The organism is Streptomyces sp. NPDC005799 (assembly GCF_040630525.1).
Classification (GTDB): domain Bacteria; phylum Actinomycetota; class Actinomycetes; order Streptomycetales; family Streptomycetaceae; genus Streptomyces; species Streptomyces griseorubiginosus_B.
In genome coordinates this window covers 167,407-184,089 of record NZ_JBEXXQ010000008.1, presented here as the reverse complement: position 1 = coordinate 184,089, position 16,683 = coordinate 167,407, and the positions used below count along the sequence as shown (strand labels likewise).

General features: G+C 69.2%; 13 protein-coding genes and 1 other RNA gene. 6 read left to right on the top strand and 8 right to left on the bottom strand.

Annotated elements, in window-relative coordinates; all coding sequences use genetic code 11:
* Positions 1-8: 8 nt before the first annotated feature.
* The gene (locus tag ABZ453_RS10735) at positions 9-611 is read left to right on the top strand and encodes a hypothetical protein (RefSeq protein WP_359013698.1); all 603 of its coding nucleotides are present in this window, start codon (positions 9-11) and stop codon (positions 609-611) included.
* Between the two features lie 96 nt (positions 612-707).
* On the opposite strand, the gene ABZ453_RS10730 is transcribed toward ABZ453_RS10735, so the two are convergent.
* Entirely contained in the window at positions 708-899 is a 192-nt protein-coding gene (locus ABZ453_RS10730; RefSeq protein WP_133046263.1) for a hypothetical protein, read from the bottom strand.
* 233 nt (positions 900-1,132) lie between these two features.
* Here ABZ453_RS10730 and ftsE point away from each other — a divergent pair, with 233 nt between their 5' ends.
* The 5 genes from ftsE to ssrA all read left to right on the top strand — a co-directional run bounded on the left by ftsE (position 1,133) and on the right by ssrA (position 5,172).
* Positions 1,133-1,822 (top strand): cell division ATP-binding protein FtsE, encoded by a 690-nt coding sequence (gene ftsE, locus ABZ453_RS10725; protein ID WP_030943440.1) that lies wholly within the window; start codon positions 1,133-1,135, stop codon positions 1,820-1,822.
* Positions 1,823-1,858: 36 nt separating this feature from the next.
* Complete coding sequence (gene ftsX, locus ABZ453_RS10720) at positions 1,859-2,776, top strand: permease-like cell division protein FtsX (protein WP_133046265.1); 918 nt, start codon at positions 1,859-1,861, stop codon at positions 2,774-2,776.
* A 68-nt stretch (positions 2,777-2,844) separates the two neighbouring features.
* A complete protein-coding gene (locus tag ABZ453_RS10715) occupies positions 2,845-4,032 on the top strand; it encodes a S41 family peptidase (protein WP_359013696.1) in 1,188 nt (395 codons plus the stop codon).
* A 104-nt stretch (positions 4,033-4,136) separates the two neighbouring features.
* Positions 4,137-4,679, top strand: a complete 543-nt coding sequence (smpB, locus tag ABZ453_RS10710; RefSeq protein WP_359013758.1) for an SsrA-binding protein SmpB — start codon at positions 4,137-4,139, stop codon at positions 4,677-4,679.
* A gap of 98 nt (positions 4,680-4,777) precedes the next feature.
* Positions 4,778-5,172: a transfer-messenger RNA gene (ssrA, locus tag ABZ453_RS10705) on the top strand.
* Between the two features lie 52 nt (positions 5,173-5,224).
* Here ssrA and ABZ453_RS10700 read toward each other — a convergent pair.
* From ABZ453_RS10700 to ABZ453_RS10670, 7 genes are all read right to left on the bottom strand, one after another.
* Entirely contained in the window at positions 5,225-7,057 is a 1,833-nt protein-coding gene (locus ABZ453_RS10700) for an AMP-dependent synthetase/ligase (protein ID WP_359013694.1), read from the bottom strand.
* 258 nt (positions 7,058-7,315) lie between these two features.
* On the bottom strand, positions 7,316-10,264 hold the full coding sequence (locus tag ABZ453_RS10695; protein ID WP_359013692.1) for a glycoside hydrolase family 3 C-terminal domain-containing protein: 2,949 nt from the start codon (positions 10,262-10,264) through the stop codon (positions 7,316-7,318).
* Between the two features lie 51 nt (positions 10,265-10,315).
* Complete coding sequence (locus ABZ453_RS10690) at positions 10,316-11,323, bottom strand: LacI family DNA-binding transcriptional regulator (protein ID WP_359013690.1); 1,008 nt, start codon at positions 11,321-11,323, stop codon at positions 10,316-10,318.
* Complete coding sequence (gene yicI / locus ABZ453_RS10685) at positions 11,323-13,572, bottom strand: alpha-xylosidase (RefSeq protein ID WP_359013688.1); 2,250 nt, start codon at positions 13,570-13,572, stop codon at positions 11,323-11,325. Before yicI ends, ABZ453_RS10690 begins: the two co-directional genes overlap by 1 nt.
* Positions 13,573-13,582: 10 nt before the next feature.
* The gene (locus ABZ453_RS10680; RefSeq protein ID WP_359013686.1) at positions 13,583-14,407 is read right to left on the bottom strand and encodes a carbohydrate ABC transporter permease; all 825 of its coding nucleotides are present in this window, start codon (positions 14,405-14,407) and stop codon (positions 13,583-13,585) included.
* Positions 14,404-15,363, bottom strand: a complete 960-nt coding sequence (locus ABZ453_RS10675; protein ID WP_359013684.1) for a sugar ABC transporter permease — start codon at positions 15,361-15,363, stop codon at positions 14,404-14,406. Before ABZ453_RS10675 ends, ABZ453_RS10680 begins: the two co-directional genes overlap by 4 nt.
* On the bottom strand, positions 15,360-16,655 hold the full coding sequence (locus tag ABZ453_RS10670) for an extracellular solute-binding protein (protein WP_359013682.1): 1,296 nt from the start codon (positions 16,653-16,655) through the stop codon (positions 15,360-15,362). Before ABZ453_RS10670 ends, ABZ453_RS10675 begins: the two co-directional genes overlap by 4 nt.
* Between the last annotated feature and the right edge of the window lie 28 nt (positions 16,656-16,683).

Genomic DNA, 16,683 nt, shown 5'->3' with positions numbered 1-16,683 from the left:
GCAACCTTATGACCAAGAAGACGCGGATCCGCGCCGCGCGGATAGCCGCCGGTGTCGTGATCGCGGCCGGAGCGTCGCTGACCGCCGCGGGTGCCGCTTCCGCGCTGGACCTCACCGCGAGCGTGGACAACAGCGGTGTCGCCGTGAACGTCAACACCGGCACGGACGACGACCCGACGAGCGCGCCGCCCACCCCGACCGACCCGGCCAGCCAGCTGCCGACCGACCCGGTCAGCACGCCGCCGGCCCCGCCGACCTCCGAGCCCCCGTCCGACCCGAACGAGCCCACCGGGGACCCGACGGAGCCCACCGACCCCGCGACCTCCGCGCCCACCCACGGCGGCGGCACCGGCAGCAACGGCGGCGGCAACAGCAACACCGACCCCGACGGCGGCTCCGGCACCTCCGCGCAGGAGGAGGGCTCCTCCGCCCTCACCGACACCGGTTCGGCCGCCTCGTCCAACACCTCGGCGCAGGGCGCGCAGCTCGCCGAGACCGGTGCCGGCCAGACCGCGTTCCTGGTGGTCGGTGCGGCCACGATGATCGCCGGTGGCATCGGCTTCCGGGTGCTGCCCCGCCTGATGGGCGGCCGCGGCGGAGCGGCTGCCTGACGGTAGCCGTACGCGCACGGACCGTGTGCGCGGTGTACGACGAAGGGCCCGGAGCGTCACTCACGCTCCGGGCCCCGCTCGGTCTCGGGGACCGCCCTAGGCGGTCTGGTGCGCCAGCAGCGCCACGGCGGCGATCAGCGCCGCGATCAGCGCGATCAGCGCCACGGGGTTCAGTCCCGCCAAGAAGTTCTCCTGCTGCAGCCGCTCGCGGTTCGCGCGGCACACGGGGCACCGGCCCTCGCTCACGGGCGCCGCGCAGTTCGCGCACACCAGCCGGTCGTACGTCATGCGCTCGCCCTCCTAGCCCAACGGTTCCATGAGGAGAACGTCCGTCGGTCCCGGAACGTTCCCTTCTCTACTGTGCCAGGTTCACCCGACCGGTGCGCGGGGGTCGCCCTCAGGGGCAGGCCGGGGCCGGCACAAAGCGCACAAGCCCGGCGTAACCCGTCCTGTGCCTGCGATCGCCCACCCGGGTCGCGTATGGTCACGCTCATCTACCCCCGGCTACCCGTGGTGCATCCGTGATCCGATTCGACAACGTCTCCAAGGTCTACCCCAAGCAGACCCGCCCCGCACTCAGGGATGTGTCCCTGGAAGTGGAGAAGGGCGAGTTCGTGTTCCTCGTGGGGTCCTCCGGCTCCGGAAAGTCCACCTTCCTGCGGCTGATCCTCCGCGAGGAGCGGTGCAGCCACGGTCAGGTGCACGTCCTGGGCAAGGACCTCGCGCGCCTCTCCAACTGGAAGGTGCCGCAGATGCGCCGCCAGCTGGGGACGGTGTTCCAGGACTTCCGGCTCCTGCCGAACAAGACGGTGGCGGAGAACGTCGCCTTCGCGCAGGAGGTCATCGGAAAGTCGAAGGGCGAGATCCGCAAGTCCGTGCCCCAGGTGCTCGACCTCGTCGGGCTCGGCGGCAAGGAGGACCGGATGCCCGGCGAGCTCTCCGGTGGTGAGCAGCAGCGCGTGGCCATCGCACGCGCCTTCGTCAACCGCCCCAAGCTGCTCATCGCGGACGAGCCCACCGGCAACCTCGACCCGCAGACCTCCGTCGGCATCATGAAACTGCTGGACCGGATCAACCGGACCGGTACGACCGTCGTGATGGCCACGCACGACCAGAACATCGTGGACCAGATGCGCAAGCGCGTCATCGAGCTGGAGAAGGGCCGCCTCGTCCGCGACCAGGCACGCGGCGTCTACGGCTACCAGCACTGACCGCGACCGTCCCCGGAAAGGCCCGAAGAAGACGCCATGCGCGCCCAGTTCGTACTGTCGGAGATCGGTGTGGGTCTCCGCCGCAACCTGACGATGACGTTCGCCGTCATCGTCTCCGTCGCCCTGTCGCTCGCCCTGTTCGGCGGGTCGCTCCTGATGAGCGACCAGGTCACCACGATGAAGGGCTACTGGTACGACAAGGTCAACGTCTCGATCTTCCTCTGCAACAAGAGCGACGCCGAGTCCGACCCCAACTGCGCCAAGGGCGCGGTCACGGACGACCAGAAGAAGTCGATCCTCGCCGACCTGCAGAAGATGGACGTCGTCCAGAAGGTCACCTACGAGTCCCAGGACGAGGCGTACAAGCACTACAAGCAGCAGTTCGGTGACTCCCCGCTGGCCAGCTCGCTCACGCCGGACCAGATGCAGGAGTCGTACCGCATCAAGCTGAAGGACCCGCAGAAGTACCAGGTCATCGCCTCCGCCTTCAACGGGCGTGACGGGGTGCAGTCGGTGCAGGACCAAAAGGGCATCCTGGACAACCTCTTCGGGCTGCTCAACGGCATGAACTGGGCCGCGCGGGCGGTGATGGCGCTGATGCTGGTGGTCGCGCTGATGCTGATCGTCAACACCGTGCGCGTCTCGGCGTTCAGCCGTCGGCGTGAGACCGGCATCATGCGGCTGGTCGGCGCCTCCGGGTTCTACATCCAGGCGCCGTTCATCGCGGAGGCCGCGGTCGCCGGGCTGATCGGGGGGACGGTCGCCTGCGGATTCCTGGTGATCGCCCGGTACTTCATCATCGACCACGGCCTGGACCTGTCCCACAAGCTGAACCTGATCAACTTCATCGGCTGGGACGCCGTTCTGACCAAGCTGCCGCTCATCCTCGCGACGAGCCTGCTGATGCCCGCGCTGGCCGCGTTCTTCGCGCTGCGCAAGTACCTGAAGGTGTGACGCATGCCAAGAGGGCCGTACGGGCAACCGCCCCTGCGGCCCTCTTGCGTTGTCCTAGACTCACCGGCATGTCAGGCCGCGACCTGTTCTGCCAGCCCCGCCGCATCCGCCGCGGGGCCGCCCTGACATTGGTCTTCGCGAGCGTGCTGGTGGCCGGAGCGGCGACCGGCTCGTTCCCCGAACTCGACCGGGCCGACCGCAAGTCGGCGTCCGACGCGGCCCGCACGGCCCTGGCCGCCGACCGCCACGAGGACGTGGCCAAGGCCGCCCAGGAGGCCCTCGCGGACGGCAAGTCCCCCATGGAGGCCGCCGAGCGGGCCGTCAGCCGCAGCGGGGACCGCTGGGGCGCCGTCTATTCCCAGGGCGAGTACGAGGAGTTCGAGGAGGCCCTCGACGGCCGGTACACCGGCGTCGGCCTGTGGGCCCGGCGGGAGCGGGACGGCCGGATCGAGGTGACCAGGGTGGCCCCCGGGTCGCCCGCGGCGGCCGCCGGCATCCGCGGCGGCGACCGGCTGCGCAGCGTCGACGGACAGCAGGTCGCCGGGCAGCCGGTGACGGAGGTCGTCTCGTTGCTGCGCGGCGACGCCACGGACGCGGCGGCCGGCACTCAGGTGCGGCTCGGGTTGCAGCGCGGCACGCACGCGTGGACCAAGACCCTGCGCCGGGCCCGGCTGTCCACGGACTCGGTCACCGTTCGAGAACTCGCCGGCGGGATCACCGTCATCAAGATCTCCGCGTTCACCAAGGGCGTCGGCGAGGACGTCCTTGGCGCGGTCCGCCGGGCCCCGGCCGGCGCCGGCATCGTCCTGGACCTGCGCGGCAACTCCGGCGGTCTGGTCACCGAGGCCGTCACCACCGCCTCCGCCTTCCTCGACGGCGGGCTCGTCGCGACCTACGACGTCGACGGCGAGCAGCAGGCCCTGCACGCCGATCCCGGCGGCGACACCACCAGACCCCTGGTCGCGCTCGTCGACGGCGGCACGATGAGCGCGGCCGAGATGCTCACGGGAGCCCTGCAGGACCGCGGGCGCGCGGTCGTCGTGGGCTCGCGCACCTTCGGCAAGGGCTCCGTCCAGATGCCGAGCCGGCTGCCCGGCGGGTCCGTCGCCGAACTGACCGTCGGGCACTACCGCACCCCCTCCGGCCGCGGTGTCGACGGCCGGGGCATCACCCCGGACCTCGAGGTCGACCAGGCCGACGGCCCCACCGCCGTCCAGCGGGCCGAGACGGTGCTGAGCGGACTGGGCGACGACTGAGGGCATCCGCCCGGGACCCGGCGGGGCCCGTGACGGCCTCCGGATAAGGACTGGCCCTCCCACCCCCGCGTAGTGCGAAAATGGACGGCACTATGAGCAAGGGAATGTACGTACCCAAGGAGTCCCAGCCCAAGCAGGGCGGGACGGCCGCCACGGCCAAGGACGGCGAGAAGGGCGGCAAGCGCAAGATCGTCGCGCAGAACAAGAAGGCCCGGCACGACTACGCGATCATCGACACCTACGAGGCCGGGCTCGTCCTGACCGGCACCGAGGTCAAGTCGCTGCGCCAGGGCCGCGCCTCGTTGGTGGACGGCTTCGTCCAGGTCGACGGGGGCGAGGCGTGGCTGCACAACGCCCACATCCCCGAGTACGCCCAGGGCACCTGGACCAACCACTCCGCGCGCCGCAAGCGCAAGCTGCTGCTGCACCGCGAGGAGATCGACAAGCTGGCGGTCAAGGCGGACGAGACGGGTCACACGATCGTGCCCCTCGCCCTGTACTTCAAGGACGGCCGGGCGAAGGCCGAGATCGCGCTCGCGCGAGGCAAGAAGGAGTACGACAAGCGCCAGACCCTGCGCGAGAAGCAGGACCGCCGGGAGTCGGACCGTGCGATCGCGGCGGCCAAGCGCAGGCAGCGGGGCGCCTGACCCCGCCCGGTGGGAATACGGTGGCACCGGGCCGCGTTGGTCACGTACGATGGCACCAACACCGGATGAACCCGGTGTGAGCATTGAAAACAACACATGGGGATGATCGGTTTCGACAGCGGATGTCGAAGCAGGGGAAGCGTGTCGAGGAAGCGGCCATGATCTCGTAAACCACAGGCCGAAACAAATAATCGCCAATTCCAAGAGCGATTCTCCCGAGCTTTTCGCTCTCGCTGCCTGATCAGGTAGTGATCGAATAGCTCCTTAATGGGAGTGTCAGCCCGGGGGTGTTCCCGACCCGGATCCTGGCATCAGCTAGGGGACTAAACCTTGATCCCGGTCACGGGGTGAAGAGGGAAATCAAACAGTGACTGGGCCCGTCGGCGACTTGTTCGCGTGATCGCCGGGGCCGAGAAAATCACAGCGAACTGCACACGGAGAAGCCCTGATTCCGCACCGTTGGACGCGGGTTCGATTCCCGCCATCTCCACCTTGCACCACCGTACGAGCGGCGCCCTTCGGCAACGAGGGCGCCGTTCGTCGTTTCAGGACCGCTTGTGGTACAGCGCCTCGATGTCGTCGGCGTGTGCCTCCGCGATGGCGTTCCGCCGTAATTTGAGCGATGGCGTGATCAGCCCCTCCTCAACCGTGAAGGGGCGGGCCAGGACGCGGAACGTCCGGATGGACTCGGCCTGCGAGACGAGGGTGTTGGCGGCCATGACCGCCCGCCTGATCTCTGTCTCGAGGTCCGGGTCGGCCACGAGTTCCGCCGCGCTGAGGGGCGGTTTGCCGCGCATCGAGAGCCAGTGCTTCACCGACTCGGGGTCGAGGGTGATGAGCGCGGCGACGTAGGGGCGGTCGTCGCCCACGAGCGCGCACTGGGCGACCAGGGGATGGTCCTGCACCCGTTCCTCCAGCAGGAGCGGGGACACGCTCTTGCCGCCGGAGGTCACGATGATCTCCTTCTTCCGGCCGGTGATGGTGAGATAGCCGTCCCCGTCGAGGCTCCCCAGGTCTCCCGTGCGCAGCCACCCGCCGATGAGGGTCTGCCGGGTGGCCTCCTCGTCGTTGAGGTAACCGTCGAACAGGGTGTGCCCGCTCACCAGGACCTCGCCGTCGTCGGCGATGCGCACGGTGGTCCCCGGGATCGGCCGGCCGACCGTGCCGTAGCGTGTGCGTTCCGGCGGGTTGATCGTCACGGCGGCGGCCGTCTCGGTGAGGCCGTACCCCTCGTAGACGGAGATGCCGGCGCCGGCGAAGAACAGTCCGAGGCTGCGCTTCATGCCCGAACCGCCGGACAGGGCGTGGCGCAGCTGTCCGCCCATGGCGGCCCGCAGCTTGGCGAAGACGAGCCGGTCCCAGAACTGGTGCCGCAGCCGCAGACGGGTGGATGGGCCGGGTCCGGTTCCCCACGCGCGGGCCTCCGTGGCCTGCGCGTACTCGACCGCGACGGAGACCGCGCGGTCGAACGCCTCCCCCTTGCCGGCCTTCTCCGCCGTGCGCCGGGAGGAGTTGAAGATGCGCTCGAAGATGTAGGGGACGGAGACGATGAACGTGGGCCTGAACGCCGCCAGGTCCGGGAGCAGCGCCGACGCGGTCAGTTCCGGTTGGTGACCGAGGCGGACACCGCCCCGGATCGCGGCGACCTGCACCATCCGTCCGAAGACATGCGCCAGCGGAAGGAACAGCAGCGTCGAGGCCTGGTCGTTCTTCCGGGAGTGGAACACCGGGTCCCAGCGGCTGACGACGGTGTCCGTCTGGTGCATGAGACTGCCGTGGGTGATGACGCAGCCCTTGGGGCGTCCCGTCGTCCCGGACGTGTAGATGATCGTGGCCACCGTGCTCGGGACGACCGCCTGCCGTTGCCGGTGGACCTTGGCGTCGTCGATGTCGGCTCCGGCGTCGAACAGTTCCGGCAGCAAGTCGGCGTCCAGCTGCCACAGGTACCGAAGGAGCGGCAGCCGGCTCATGGCGCGGGCCACTGTCATGGCGTTGTTCTCGTTCTCCACCATGATCGCCGTGACCTGGGCGTCGTGGAGGATCCAGGTGACCTGCTCGGCGGAAGCGGTCGGATAGACCGGGACCACCTGGGCGCCTATCGTCCAGCAGGCGAAGTCGAACAACGTCCACTCGTAGCGGGTGCGGCACATGATGGCGACCCGTTCGCCGAAGCGGACGCCCCGGGCCAGCAGGCCCTTCGCCAGGGCCAGTACCTCGGTGCCGAATTCGGCGGCCGTGACGTCGAGCCAGTTCCCCTGTGCGTCTTTCCAGCCGAGCGCGACGGCTCCCGGGTCCTCGGCCGCGCGGTCGAAGACGGCGTCGGCCAGACCGCCCACCGGCCGGACCGACTCCAGAGGAGAAACAGCAAATTCGCGCATCTTCGGCTCCCTCGCGCGCTCTAGTAGGCGCGAAAGGTAGCGCAATTCTCCAGGTGTAACTCGCGGTAAACCCAATCGTCCCAAAAGCGGAAAACCACTTGAAACAGGGCGCACAAAGGCCTGTGTACAACATCAAACGGCCGCAAAACAACCACGTCCGAACACGGAACCCCGACATGACCTGCACTTTCGGCTCACAAGCGGGGCCCGTGCTTACGTCAGCGGCTATCTGCTTCAGCGCCGCCACATCTCGGAGTGTTACTCCTGACCGTCATTCAATGAATTCCGTTCAACGCTAGCACGCAGGGCGAACGTCGACAGCCGTACGCCCTTCGAAAGCACCAGGTACACGTCCGTCCGGCTTTTCGCCGCCGCCGACAGTTCCGCCGTCACCGTCGCGTAGTCGTACGGCGACGACGTGCCGGCGAAGGGGGCGGATCCGGCGAGGGGACCGGTGGGGGAGCCCAGCCGGACCTCGACCGTCCCGGCGGAACCGGCGACGCGGGCGGTGAACTCGCCCGCGCCCTTGCCCCCTCGCGTGTCCGCGAACTTCAGCCACGCTCCGTCGGAGGCCGCCGCCACCGCCGTACCGCTCGCCTTGGACTCGTCGACGAGCGAGATCCCCGCGTAGTCGTCGAAGTTCTCGGCGCGGGTGGTCCGGGACAGGTCGCGGGGCGGGATGGTCTCGCCGCGCACCGCCCAGGACGTGCGGGCGCGGACGTCGGAGGACGAGGAGCCGACCAGCACGTCGTAAGTGCCGCTCTCCACCACCCACTGGGAGCGGGTGACATCCCAGTGCGCGAGGTCCGACGGCGCCACCGTCAGCCGCACCGTCCGCGTCTCGCCCGGCTTCAGCGTGACCCGCGCGAAGGCCTTGAGCTGCTTCAGCGGCTGCTTGTCGCGGGAGACGCGCTGGTGGACGTAGAGCTGGGCGATCTCCGTGCCCGTCCGGCTGCCCGTGTTGGTGATCGCCACCTGGTAGCCGCCGTCCACGCGCCGCAGGCCGCCGTAGCGGAAGCGGGTGTACGACAGGCCGTAGCCGAAGGGGTAGAGGGGGCTGCCCTTGAAGTACTGATAGGTGCGGTCGGACTTGATGATGTCGTAGTCGAGGAGGGAGGGGAGGTCGGACTCCGACCGGTACCAGGTCTGGGTCAGACGGCCCGACGGGTTCGCGTCGCCGTAGAGGAGGTCGGCCAGCGCGTTGCCCGTCTCCTGGCCCGCGTGGGTGGTCCACAGGAGCGCGGGGACCTCCTTCTGGAGGCTGCCGAGGGTGGTCGGATAGCTGTTCTCGACGATCACGACCGTGTGCGGGTTGGCCCGGTGCACCGCCTTGACCAGGGCTTCCTGCGCGGGCGCCAGACCCATGTCGGTGCGGTCGTGGGCCTCGCGGCCGTTGATCGACGGGTCGGAGCCGACCACGACCACCGCGGTGTCCCTGCCCTTCACGGCGGCGACGGCCTCGTCCACGCCGCTGCGGACGACGTCCTTGGTGTAGTGGGCGGCCTGGTCCTTCGCCACCAGACCCAGCGTGCCGTCCGCGCCCGTCGGGCCGAGGTAGACCGGGTTGGTCCACCAGGACTCCTGGGTCTCGTAGCCGGCGTAGCGAAGGAGATACGTGCCGTCGTCCTGCCGCTCCAGCTTGAACTGCTGTTGCACGAACCAGCCGTTGGGCTGGGTCTGGTCGTTGACGAAGGCCGACCAGTTGTAGCCGACGTACCTGCCGTTGGCGGCCGAACGCAGGGTCACGATCCCCGAGCCCCAGTCGAAGGCGTCGAACTGGGAGGTCGCGCCGGACGCGTCCGTCTCCTTCAGGGCCGCGCCCGCCTCCCCCGTGCCCGCGGTCACGTACTTCCCGGTCGCCGTGTCCTTCAGCGCGATCCGGTCCACGCCCTCGCTGCTCGCGACGGACGTGCCGAGCTTGGCCGCGATGCCGTCCTTCGGGGTGACGGCGTAGGGAAGCGTGCCCGAGTACCAGTCGGTGTGGAGGGTGTCGGCGAGCGGACCGACCACGGCCACGTCCTTCGCGGATCTGCTGAGCGGCAGTGCGCCCTTGTGGTTCTTCAGCAGCACCGCCGCCTCGGTGGCCGCCGTGCGGGCCAGCGCGCGGTGGGCCGGGCTGTCGATGACGGACGCGTCGATGGAGCCGTACCGGCCGCCGCCCGGGTCGAACTCGCCGAGCCGCACCCGGACGCTCAGCACGTCACCGGCCGCCTCGTCGATGTCCGACTCCTTCAACAGGCCGGACGACAGCGCCGACTTGACCGCGCTCGTCGTCGGGCCGGAGTCGGTGTCGTTGTCGGTGAAGCTGTCGATGCCCGCCTTCAGCGCGGCCGCGTCGGCCTCGGCCTGGGTGCCGTAGTACCGCTGGCTGCCGACCAGGTTGCCGGGCGCGTAGGCGTCGGTCACGTTCAGCAGCCGCTGCGAGGTCCAGGTGCGGACGGTGTCGTCGAGGGCCGGACTCACCGTGTTCGGGCGGCCGTTGACGAGGTTGTAGGAGGACATCACGCCCGTCGCCGCGTCCGCCGCGATCGCGGGTTTGAAGGCCTGCTCGTCGTATTCCTTCAGCACGCGGGGGCGCAGCTCGGAGGAGGTGGTGTCGCGGTGGACCTCGTTGTTGTTGGCGAGGAAGTGCTTGATCGTCGGGGCTGTCTTGAGGTGGTCCGGATCGCCGCCGGTAAGGCCCGTGCCGTACGCCGTCGAGATCGACCCGGTCAGGTACGGGTCCTCGGAGTAGCCCTCCTCATTGCGGCCCCAGCGCGGGTCGCGCAGCAGGTTGACCACGGGCGCCCAGAGGTTCAGCCCCCAGCCGGCCGGACGGGTCTGCTGGAAGCCCCGTGCCTCGTCGCCGACGGCCGAGCCGACCTGCCGGATCAGGCCCGGGTCCCAGGTGGACGCCAGCCCGACCGCCTGCGGGAACACAGTCGCCCTGCCGAGCCAGGCCACCCCGTGCAGGGCCTCGGTGCCGGTGCGGAAGGACTGGATGCCGAGGCGGGGGATGGCCGGCTCGTACTGGTGGAGGAGGGAGATCTTCTCCTCGAGGGTGAGGCGGGAGAGCAGGTCGTCGACGCGCTTCGAGACCGGGAGGTCCGGATCACGGAAGGGGTAGGCGGTGTCGTCGGCGTGGGCGGGGACGGTGGCGCCCAGGCCCGCGACGAGGGCGAGGGCGACCAGGACGGTCGTTCTGGGTCTGCTTCGCTTGCCTTTCATGTCACGGCTCCTTCGAGTAGGGCCTTGCACAAGGGCGTTGACCGGACGGGATCAGGCGTCGCGCGGTGCCGTGCTCGCCCGCTCCGTCATCCGGGGCGGCAGCAGCGTCGCCTCGGGTACGGCACTCCCGCCCAGCTTCTTCATCAGCAGCTGCACCGCCCGCTCGCCCACCTCGGCGGAGGGCAGGGCGACGGAGGTGACGGGGACGCGGACCGACTCGGCGAGTTCGTCGGGGCAGATCGCGGTGACCGAGAGGTCGCCGGGGACGCGGAGCCCGAGCTGCTCGAAGGCGTCGATCAGCGGCTCCAGGATCGGCTCGTTGTGGACGACGACCCCGGTCAACGCGGGCTGCTCCCGCAGCAGTTGCTCAGCGACCAGCCGGGCCCCGGCGGGCGTGGCCTCACAGGGGTGGACGGAGGAGGACAGCCCGCCGCGGTCGGCGGCCGCGGTGAAGCCCTGGACGACCCGCTGGGCGAACGCGGTCTGCCGGACGTACACCTCCGGCGGCGACCCCACCAGTGCCACCACCCGATGGCCCAGCCGCGCCAGATGTTCCACGCACGCCTCTCCGGCCGCCTTGAAGTCGAGGTCGATGCAGGTCAGCCCGTCCGCGTCGGACGGGAACCCGATCATCACCGACGGCCGCTCCAGTGAGCGCAGCAACGACAGCCGGGGATCGTGCAGTTGGACGTCCATCACGATCAGCGCGTCCACCAGCGCCGTGTCCGCGACCCTGCGCAGCCCGTCCTCGCCCTCCTCCTGGGTCAGCAGCAGCACGTCGTGGTCGTACCGGCGGGCGGTGGTCACCACGGACACCGCGAACTGCATGACGACCGGGACGTGGATGCCGGCCCGTAAGGGCACGACGAGCGCCAGGACGTTGGAGCGACTGCTGGCCAGGGCGCGGGCCCCCGCGTGCGGGCGGTAGCCCAGCTCGCGGATGGCCGCCTCGACCCGCTGCCGGGTCTCCTCGGAGATGGGCCGCTTGCCGCTGAGCGCGTAGGAGACGGTGCTGGGGGAGACCCCGGCGTGCCGCGCCACATCGGTGATCTTCACCATCAGCCCAGCTCCAGGGAGAGGAACCCGGTCCCCGCCTTGGCCGCCGCCGTCCGCTCCCCGGCGGCCAGGCTCCACGGCGCCACCGGATCACCGCACGAGGCCCGCAGGGTGTCACCTTCGCGGACGACGGTGAAGGTGACCTCGCCGACCGCAACCGTCACCTGCGCGCCCCGCTCGAGGCCGAACACCCGCAGGGTGACCCCGTCGGCGTGGTCGTAGTCGGGCCGGTCGGTCACCGCCCCCACCGGGATCACCGCCCCCGGCCGGACCAGCAACGGCACGCTCAGGAACCCGTGCCGTTCCCGTACCCAGCGCGGCCCGGTCACCGTCCTTCCGCTCAGGAAGTGGGTCCAGGTGCCCTCGGGCACGTAGTAGCTCACGTCCCCCTCGTCGCTGAACACCGGCGCCACCAGCAGGTCCGGCCCGAGCATGTACTGCCGCTCCAGATGCGCGCACCCGGGATCGTCCGGGAACTCCAGCACCATCGCCCGCATCACCGGCACCCCCTCGGCGTGCGCGGTGCGCGCGGCCTCGTAGAGGTACGGCATCAGGCTCAGCTTCAGCCGGGTGAACTCCCGCAGCACGTCCACGGACTCCTCGTCGAAGAGCCACGGGACCCGGTAGGAGGAGCTTCCGTGCAGCCGGCTGTGCGAGGACAGCAGGCCGAACGCCAGCCAGCGCTTGAACAGTTCGGGCGTCGGCGTGCCCTCGAAACCGCCGATGTCATGGCTCCAGTACCCGAAGCCGGACAGCCCCAGCGACAGCCCGCCGCGCAGCGACTCCGCCATCGACTCGTACGTCGCCTCGCAGTCGCCGCCCCAGTGCACCGGGAACTTCTGGCTGCCGGCGGTCGCCGAGCGTCCGAAGACCACGGCCTCGCCCTCGCCGCGGTGCTTGCGCAGCACGTCGAAGACGGTGCGGTTGTACAGGTACGTGTAGTAGTTGTGCATCCGCTCCGGGTCCGAGCCGTCGGACCAGGCGACGTCGAGGGGCACCCGCTCGCCGAAGTCGGTCTTGAAGCAGTCGACGCCCTGCGCGAGCAGCGCCTCCAGCTTCGCCGCGTACCAGTCGCGGGCGGCCGGGCTGGTGAAGTCGACCAGCGCCATGCCCGGCTGCCACATGTCCCACTGCCAGACGCTCCCGTCCGGCCGCTTCAGCAGATGCCCGAGCGCCTTGCCCTCCGCGAACAGCGGGGAGCGCTGGGCGATGTAGGGGTTGATCCACACGCAGATGTGCAGGCCCCGGTCCTTGAGCCGGGTCAGCATGCCCTCCGGGTCGGGGAAGACCCGCGGGTCCCACTGGAAGTCGCACCAGTTGAACTCGCGCATCCAGAAACAGTCGAAGTGGAAGACCGACAGCGGCAGTTCGCGCTCCCGCATGCCCTCGATGAACGAGGTGACCGTCTCCTCGTCGTACGACGTCGTGAAGGACGTCGACAGCCACAGACCGAACGACCAGGCGGGCGGGAGCGCCGGCCGCCCGGTGAGGGCGGTGTACTTGCGCAGGATCTCCTTCGGACTCGGCCCGTAGACGACGTAGTACGTCAGCTCCTGCGTCTCGGCGCTGAACTGGACCCGGGACACCGCCTCCGAGCCGACCTCGAAGCTGACCTTCCCCGGATGGTCGACGAAGACGCCGTAGCCCGCGTCCGTCAGATAGAACGGGACGTTCTTGTAGGCCTGTTCGGTCGCGGTGCCGCCGTCCGCGTTCCAGATGTCGACGATCTGGCCGTTCTTCACCAGGGGGCCGAACCGCTCACCGAGGCCGTACACGCTGGTGCCCACACCCAGGTTGAGCTGCTCGCGCAGATAGTGCGCGCCCGTCGCGTCCCGCATGATGCCGATGCCCTTGGGGCCGCTGGAGGTCAGCGTGCGGCCCTGGGCGAGGAAGTCGACGTGCCAGGTGCCGGTGCGGGCCACCCGGACCGACAGCGCACCGGAGGTCAGCGTCGCGTGCCCCTCGTCGTAGGAGACCTGCGGGCTGAACTCCGTGCCCTGCAGTTCGAACTCGGGCCCGCGCGGCTGCTCGCCCTCGAAGTGGGTGAAGGTGACGCCGATGACGTCCGGCATCGGCGTGTGCGCGCTGATCGTCACGACCGGTCCCTTCAGCAGGTCGCCGCGGTGGCGGATGGGCTGCGTCGGCGCGTGGATCTCCAGCGAGTCGTCCGTGGCGGTGACGTCGAGTACCTCGACGGGGTGAGCCGCGGTGACGCCCTCGCGCAGCAGCCAGTAACCATCGGTGAACTTCACGTGGGGGTCCTTACTTGACGGCACCGACGGCGATGCCGCGGGTGAGGGTCCGCTGGAAGACGAGAAAGAACACGATCGCCGGGAGGACGCCGAGCAGGGCGGCCGCGTTGGTCATCGTGGCGTCCATCAGGCGCTGGCCCTGGAGGACGCCGAGCGCCACCGACACCGTCTGGTTGTCGTTGGAGATCAGCATGACCAGGGGGAGCAGGAACTCGTTCCAGGTCCAGATGAAGAAGAAGACCAGCAGTACGCCGATCGTCGGCCGGCTGACCGGGACGACGATCCGCCACAGCACCTGCCACTTGTTGGCGCCGTCGATCCGGGCCGCCTCGATGATCTCGCGCGGGAACTGGCCCAGGACGGAGGAGAGGAGGTACGTGCCGAAGGCCGCCTGGATCACCGTGAAGACGATGATCACGCTCAGCCTGGTGTCGTACAGGCCCACCTGCTTGCTCAGGTAGTAGAGCGGGTAGACCAGCGCCTCCTGCGGCAGCATGTTGGCGAGCACGAAGAAGGCGAGCACCCAGGTGCGGCCCTTGATCCGGCCGATGCCGATCGCGTACGCGTTGAGGACGGACAAGATCGCGGCGAGGACCGCCACCGAGCCGCTGACCAGGACCGAGTTGAACAGCTTCTGCCCGTAGTCGACACGCTGCCAGAAGTCCTTGAGGCCGTCCAGGTAGAGCCCCTGGGGGAGGCTCAGCGGGCCGTGCTCGGAGTACTCGGCGGGTGACTTGACCGCGTTGACGGCGACGATCAGGAACGGGACGACCATGAAGAGGGCCGCGATGCACAGGGCGATCAGCACCGGGTAGCGGCGCAGGGCGGTGGTCATGCGCTCTCTCCCTCCTCGCTGCGGGTCTGGAGTCTCAGCAGGATCAGGGAGAGGGCCAGGATGATCACGGTGAGCACCGTGGAGATCGCGGCACCGTAGCCGACCTGCGTCTTCTCGAAGAACGTGGTGAAGGAGAAGTAGGACGGCACGTCCGTCGCCCCGCCCGGCCCGCCCTTGGTCAGCACGTACACCGCGCCGAACACCTTGAGCGCGGCGATCGTGCACCAGGTCAGGACGACATAGATCTCGGGCCGGATCTGCGGCAGCGTGATGTGCCAGAACCGCCGCCACCAGCCGGCCCCGTCCAGCTCGGCCGCCTCGTACAACTGCGGGTCCACGCGCTGGAGTCCGGCCATGAGGACGACCAGCGGGAAGCCGATCTGCACCCACACCATCACGCCCATCACGCTGTAGAGCGCGATGTCCGGGTCGCCCAGCCAGTCCTGCTGCCAGGAGCCCAGCCCCACCGCCTTCAACAACTCGTTGAGCGAGCCGTTGTCCGGCGCCAGGATCCAGCTCCACACGATGCCGGCGACCGCGATCGGCAGCACCTGCGGGAGGTAGAAGCAGGCCCGAAGCACCGCGGCCCACCTCGACCCGAAGTGCTTGCCGATGTAGTCGAACAGGGCGGCCGCCAGGACCAGCCCGAGCACGGTCGGTACGGCGGCCATGGCGACGACCATGAACAGGCTGTGCCGGAAGGACGCCCAGAACTCGGAATCGTCCAGCAGTTCGCGGTAGTTGGCGAGGCCGGTCCACTTGGGGCTGCCGACGCCCTGCCACTCGGTGAAGCTCACGCCCGTGTTCATCAGGAACGGGACGATGATGATCGCCGTGAAGGCGAGGACGCCGGGCAGCAGGAACAGGGCGTACGAGTCGCGGGTACGGGGGCGGCGCGGGCCGGTGTGCGGATCGGCGCCGACGGCCCGCGTACCCCGTTCGACGGTGACCGTCATTGCTGCGGCACGCCCTTGTCGTACGCCTGCTGGAGGTTGGAGAGGTAGGCGTCCGGCTTCTCGTTGCCGGTGATCAGCTTCTGGGTCTCGGAGACGAGGGTGTCGTAGAAGCCGTTGACCGGCCAGTCCGGGTAGAAGGCGAGGCCGTCACGCTTGCTCACCGTGTTGAAGTTGGCGATGAGCTGCTGGGACTTGGGGTCGGTGATGGAGCCGGTGTCGGCGGCGACCGGGATGCCGCCCTTGTTGCCGAGCAGGTTCTGGATCTTCTTCGACATGGTGATGTCGATGAAGTCGTAGGCCAGGTCCTTGTTCTTGGCGTTCTTCGGGACCACCCAGAGGTTCCCGCCCGAGCCCAGGGTCAGGTTCGAGCCCGGCCAGAGGGTGGTGTCCCAGGCGAACTTGGCCTCCGACTGGAAGCGGCCGTACCACCAGCTGCCGGAGAACAGGATCGGCGCCTTGCCCTGGATCCAGGAGACGCCCGCGTCCTCGGCCTTGGTGCTGGTCGACTTCTTGCTGATGTAGCCCTTCTTCACCCAGTCGGCGAAGGTGGTCGCGCCGTAGGTCCAGGCCGCGTCGTGGAAGTCGGTCCTGCCCTTGTACAGCTCGTACTTGTCGACCCACGAGCGGTCGGCCTTGGAGAGGGCGAGCTGGTAGAGGTACTGCTGGGCCATGTATTCGGCACCGGAGTCGGCGAGCGGGGTGACGCCCTTCTTCACGAAGGCGTCCATGGCGGCCGTGAGTTCGTCGAACGTCTTCGGCTCGGCGATCGCGTACTTCTTGAACAGGTCCTTGTTGAAGTAGACCATCGTGTACTCGGCGTAGTTGGGCACGCCGTACCACTTGCCGGAGCCCATGACGCCGTTGCTGTCGTACTTGCTGGTCGTGGCCACACCCGGGCTGAGCAGCTTGTCCCAGCCGCGCCGGGTGACCTCCGCCGACAGATCGGTCAGCAGGCCCTGTTTCGACAGCTGGCCCGCGGTCGCGTTGCCCTTGTTGTACTCCATGAGGTCGGGCGCGTCCGAGGAGTTGAGGATCATGGGCGCGGTCTTCTGGATCTGTTCGAAGCCCTTCTCCTCGAACTTCACCTTCACGCCCGGGTGTTTGGCCTCGAACTCCTTGATCGCCTCGTTCCAGGCCACGCCCATCGCGCTGTCGGGACCCTCGTAGTGCCAGAGCTTGAGCGTCTTGGCGTCGGAGGAGCCGCTGTCCGAGCCGCCGCAGGCGGTCAGCAGCAGCGCCCCGCTGAGGAGCGCGGCCGCGACCGCCGTCACACGCCTTCGTGCCGTCAACATCCCGTGCCTCCGCAGGAGTCGGATGGGT

Bases quoted from the DNA above. Each gene is read 5' to 3' on its own strand.
- ABZ453_RS10730 (WP_133046263.1), bottom strand. From the start codon at position 899: ATGACGTACGACCGGCTGGTGTGCGCGAACTGCGCGGCGCCCGTGAGC.
- smpB (WP_359013758.1), top strand. From the start codon at position 4,137: ATGTACGTACCCAAGGAGTCCCAGCCCAAGCAGGGCGGGACGGCCGCC.
- ABZ453_RS10715 (WP_359013696.1), top strand. From the start codon at position 2,845: ATGTCAGGCCGCGACCTGTTCTGCCAGCCCCGCCGCATCCGCCGCGGG.
- ABZ453_RS10675 (WP_359013684.1), bottom strand. From the start codon at position 15,363: ATGACGGTCACCGTCGAACGGGGTACGCGGGCCGTCGGCGCCGATCCG.
- ABZ453_RS10680 (WP_359013686.1), bottom strand. From the start codon at position 14,407: ATGACCACCGCCCTGCGCCGCTACCCGGTGCTGATCGCCCTGTGCATC.
- ABZ453_RS10735 (WP_359013698.1), top strand. From the start codon at position 9: ATGACCAAGAAGACGCGGATCCGCGCCGCGCGGATAGCCGCCGGTGTC.
- ftsX (WP_133046265.1), top strand. From the start codon at position 1,859: ATGCGCGCCCAGTTCGTACTGTCGGAGATCGGTGTGGGTCTCCGCCGC.
- ABZ453_RS10670 (WP_359013682.1), bottom strand. From the start codon at position 16,655: ATGTTGACGGCACGAAGGCGTGTGACGGCGGTCGCGGCCGCGCTCCTC.
- ABZ453_RS10700 (WP_359013694.1), bottom strand. From the start codon at position 7,057: ATGCGCGAATTTGCTGTTTCTCCTCTGGAGTCGGTCCGGCCGGTGGGC.
- ABZ453_RS10695 (WP_359013692.1), bottom strand. From the start codon at position 10,264: ATGAAAGGCAAGCGAAGCAGACCCAGAACGACCGTCCTGGTCGCCCTC.
- ABZ453_RS10690 (WP_359013690.1), bottom strand. From the start codon at position 11,323: ATGGTGAAGATCACCGATGTGGCGCGGCACGCCGGGGTCTCCCCCAGC.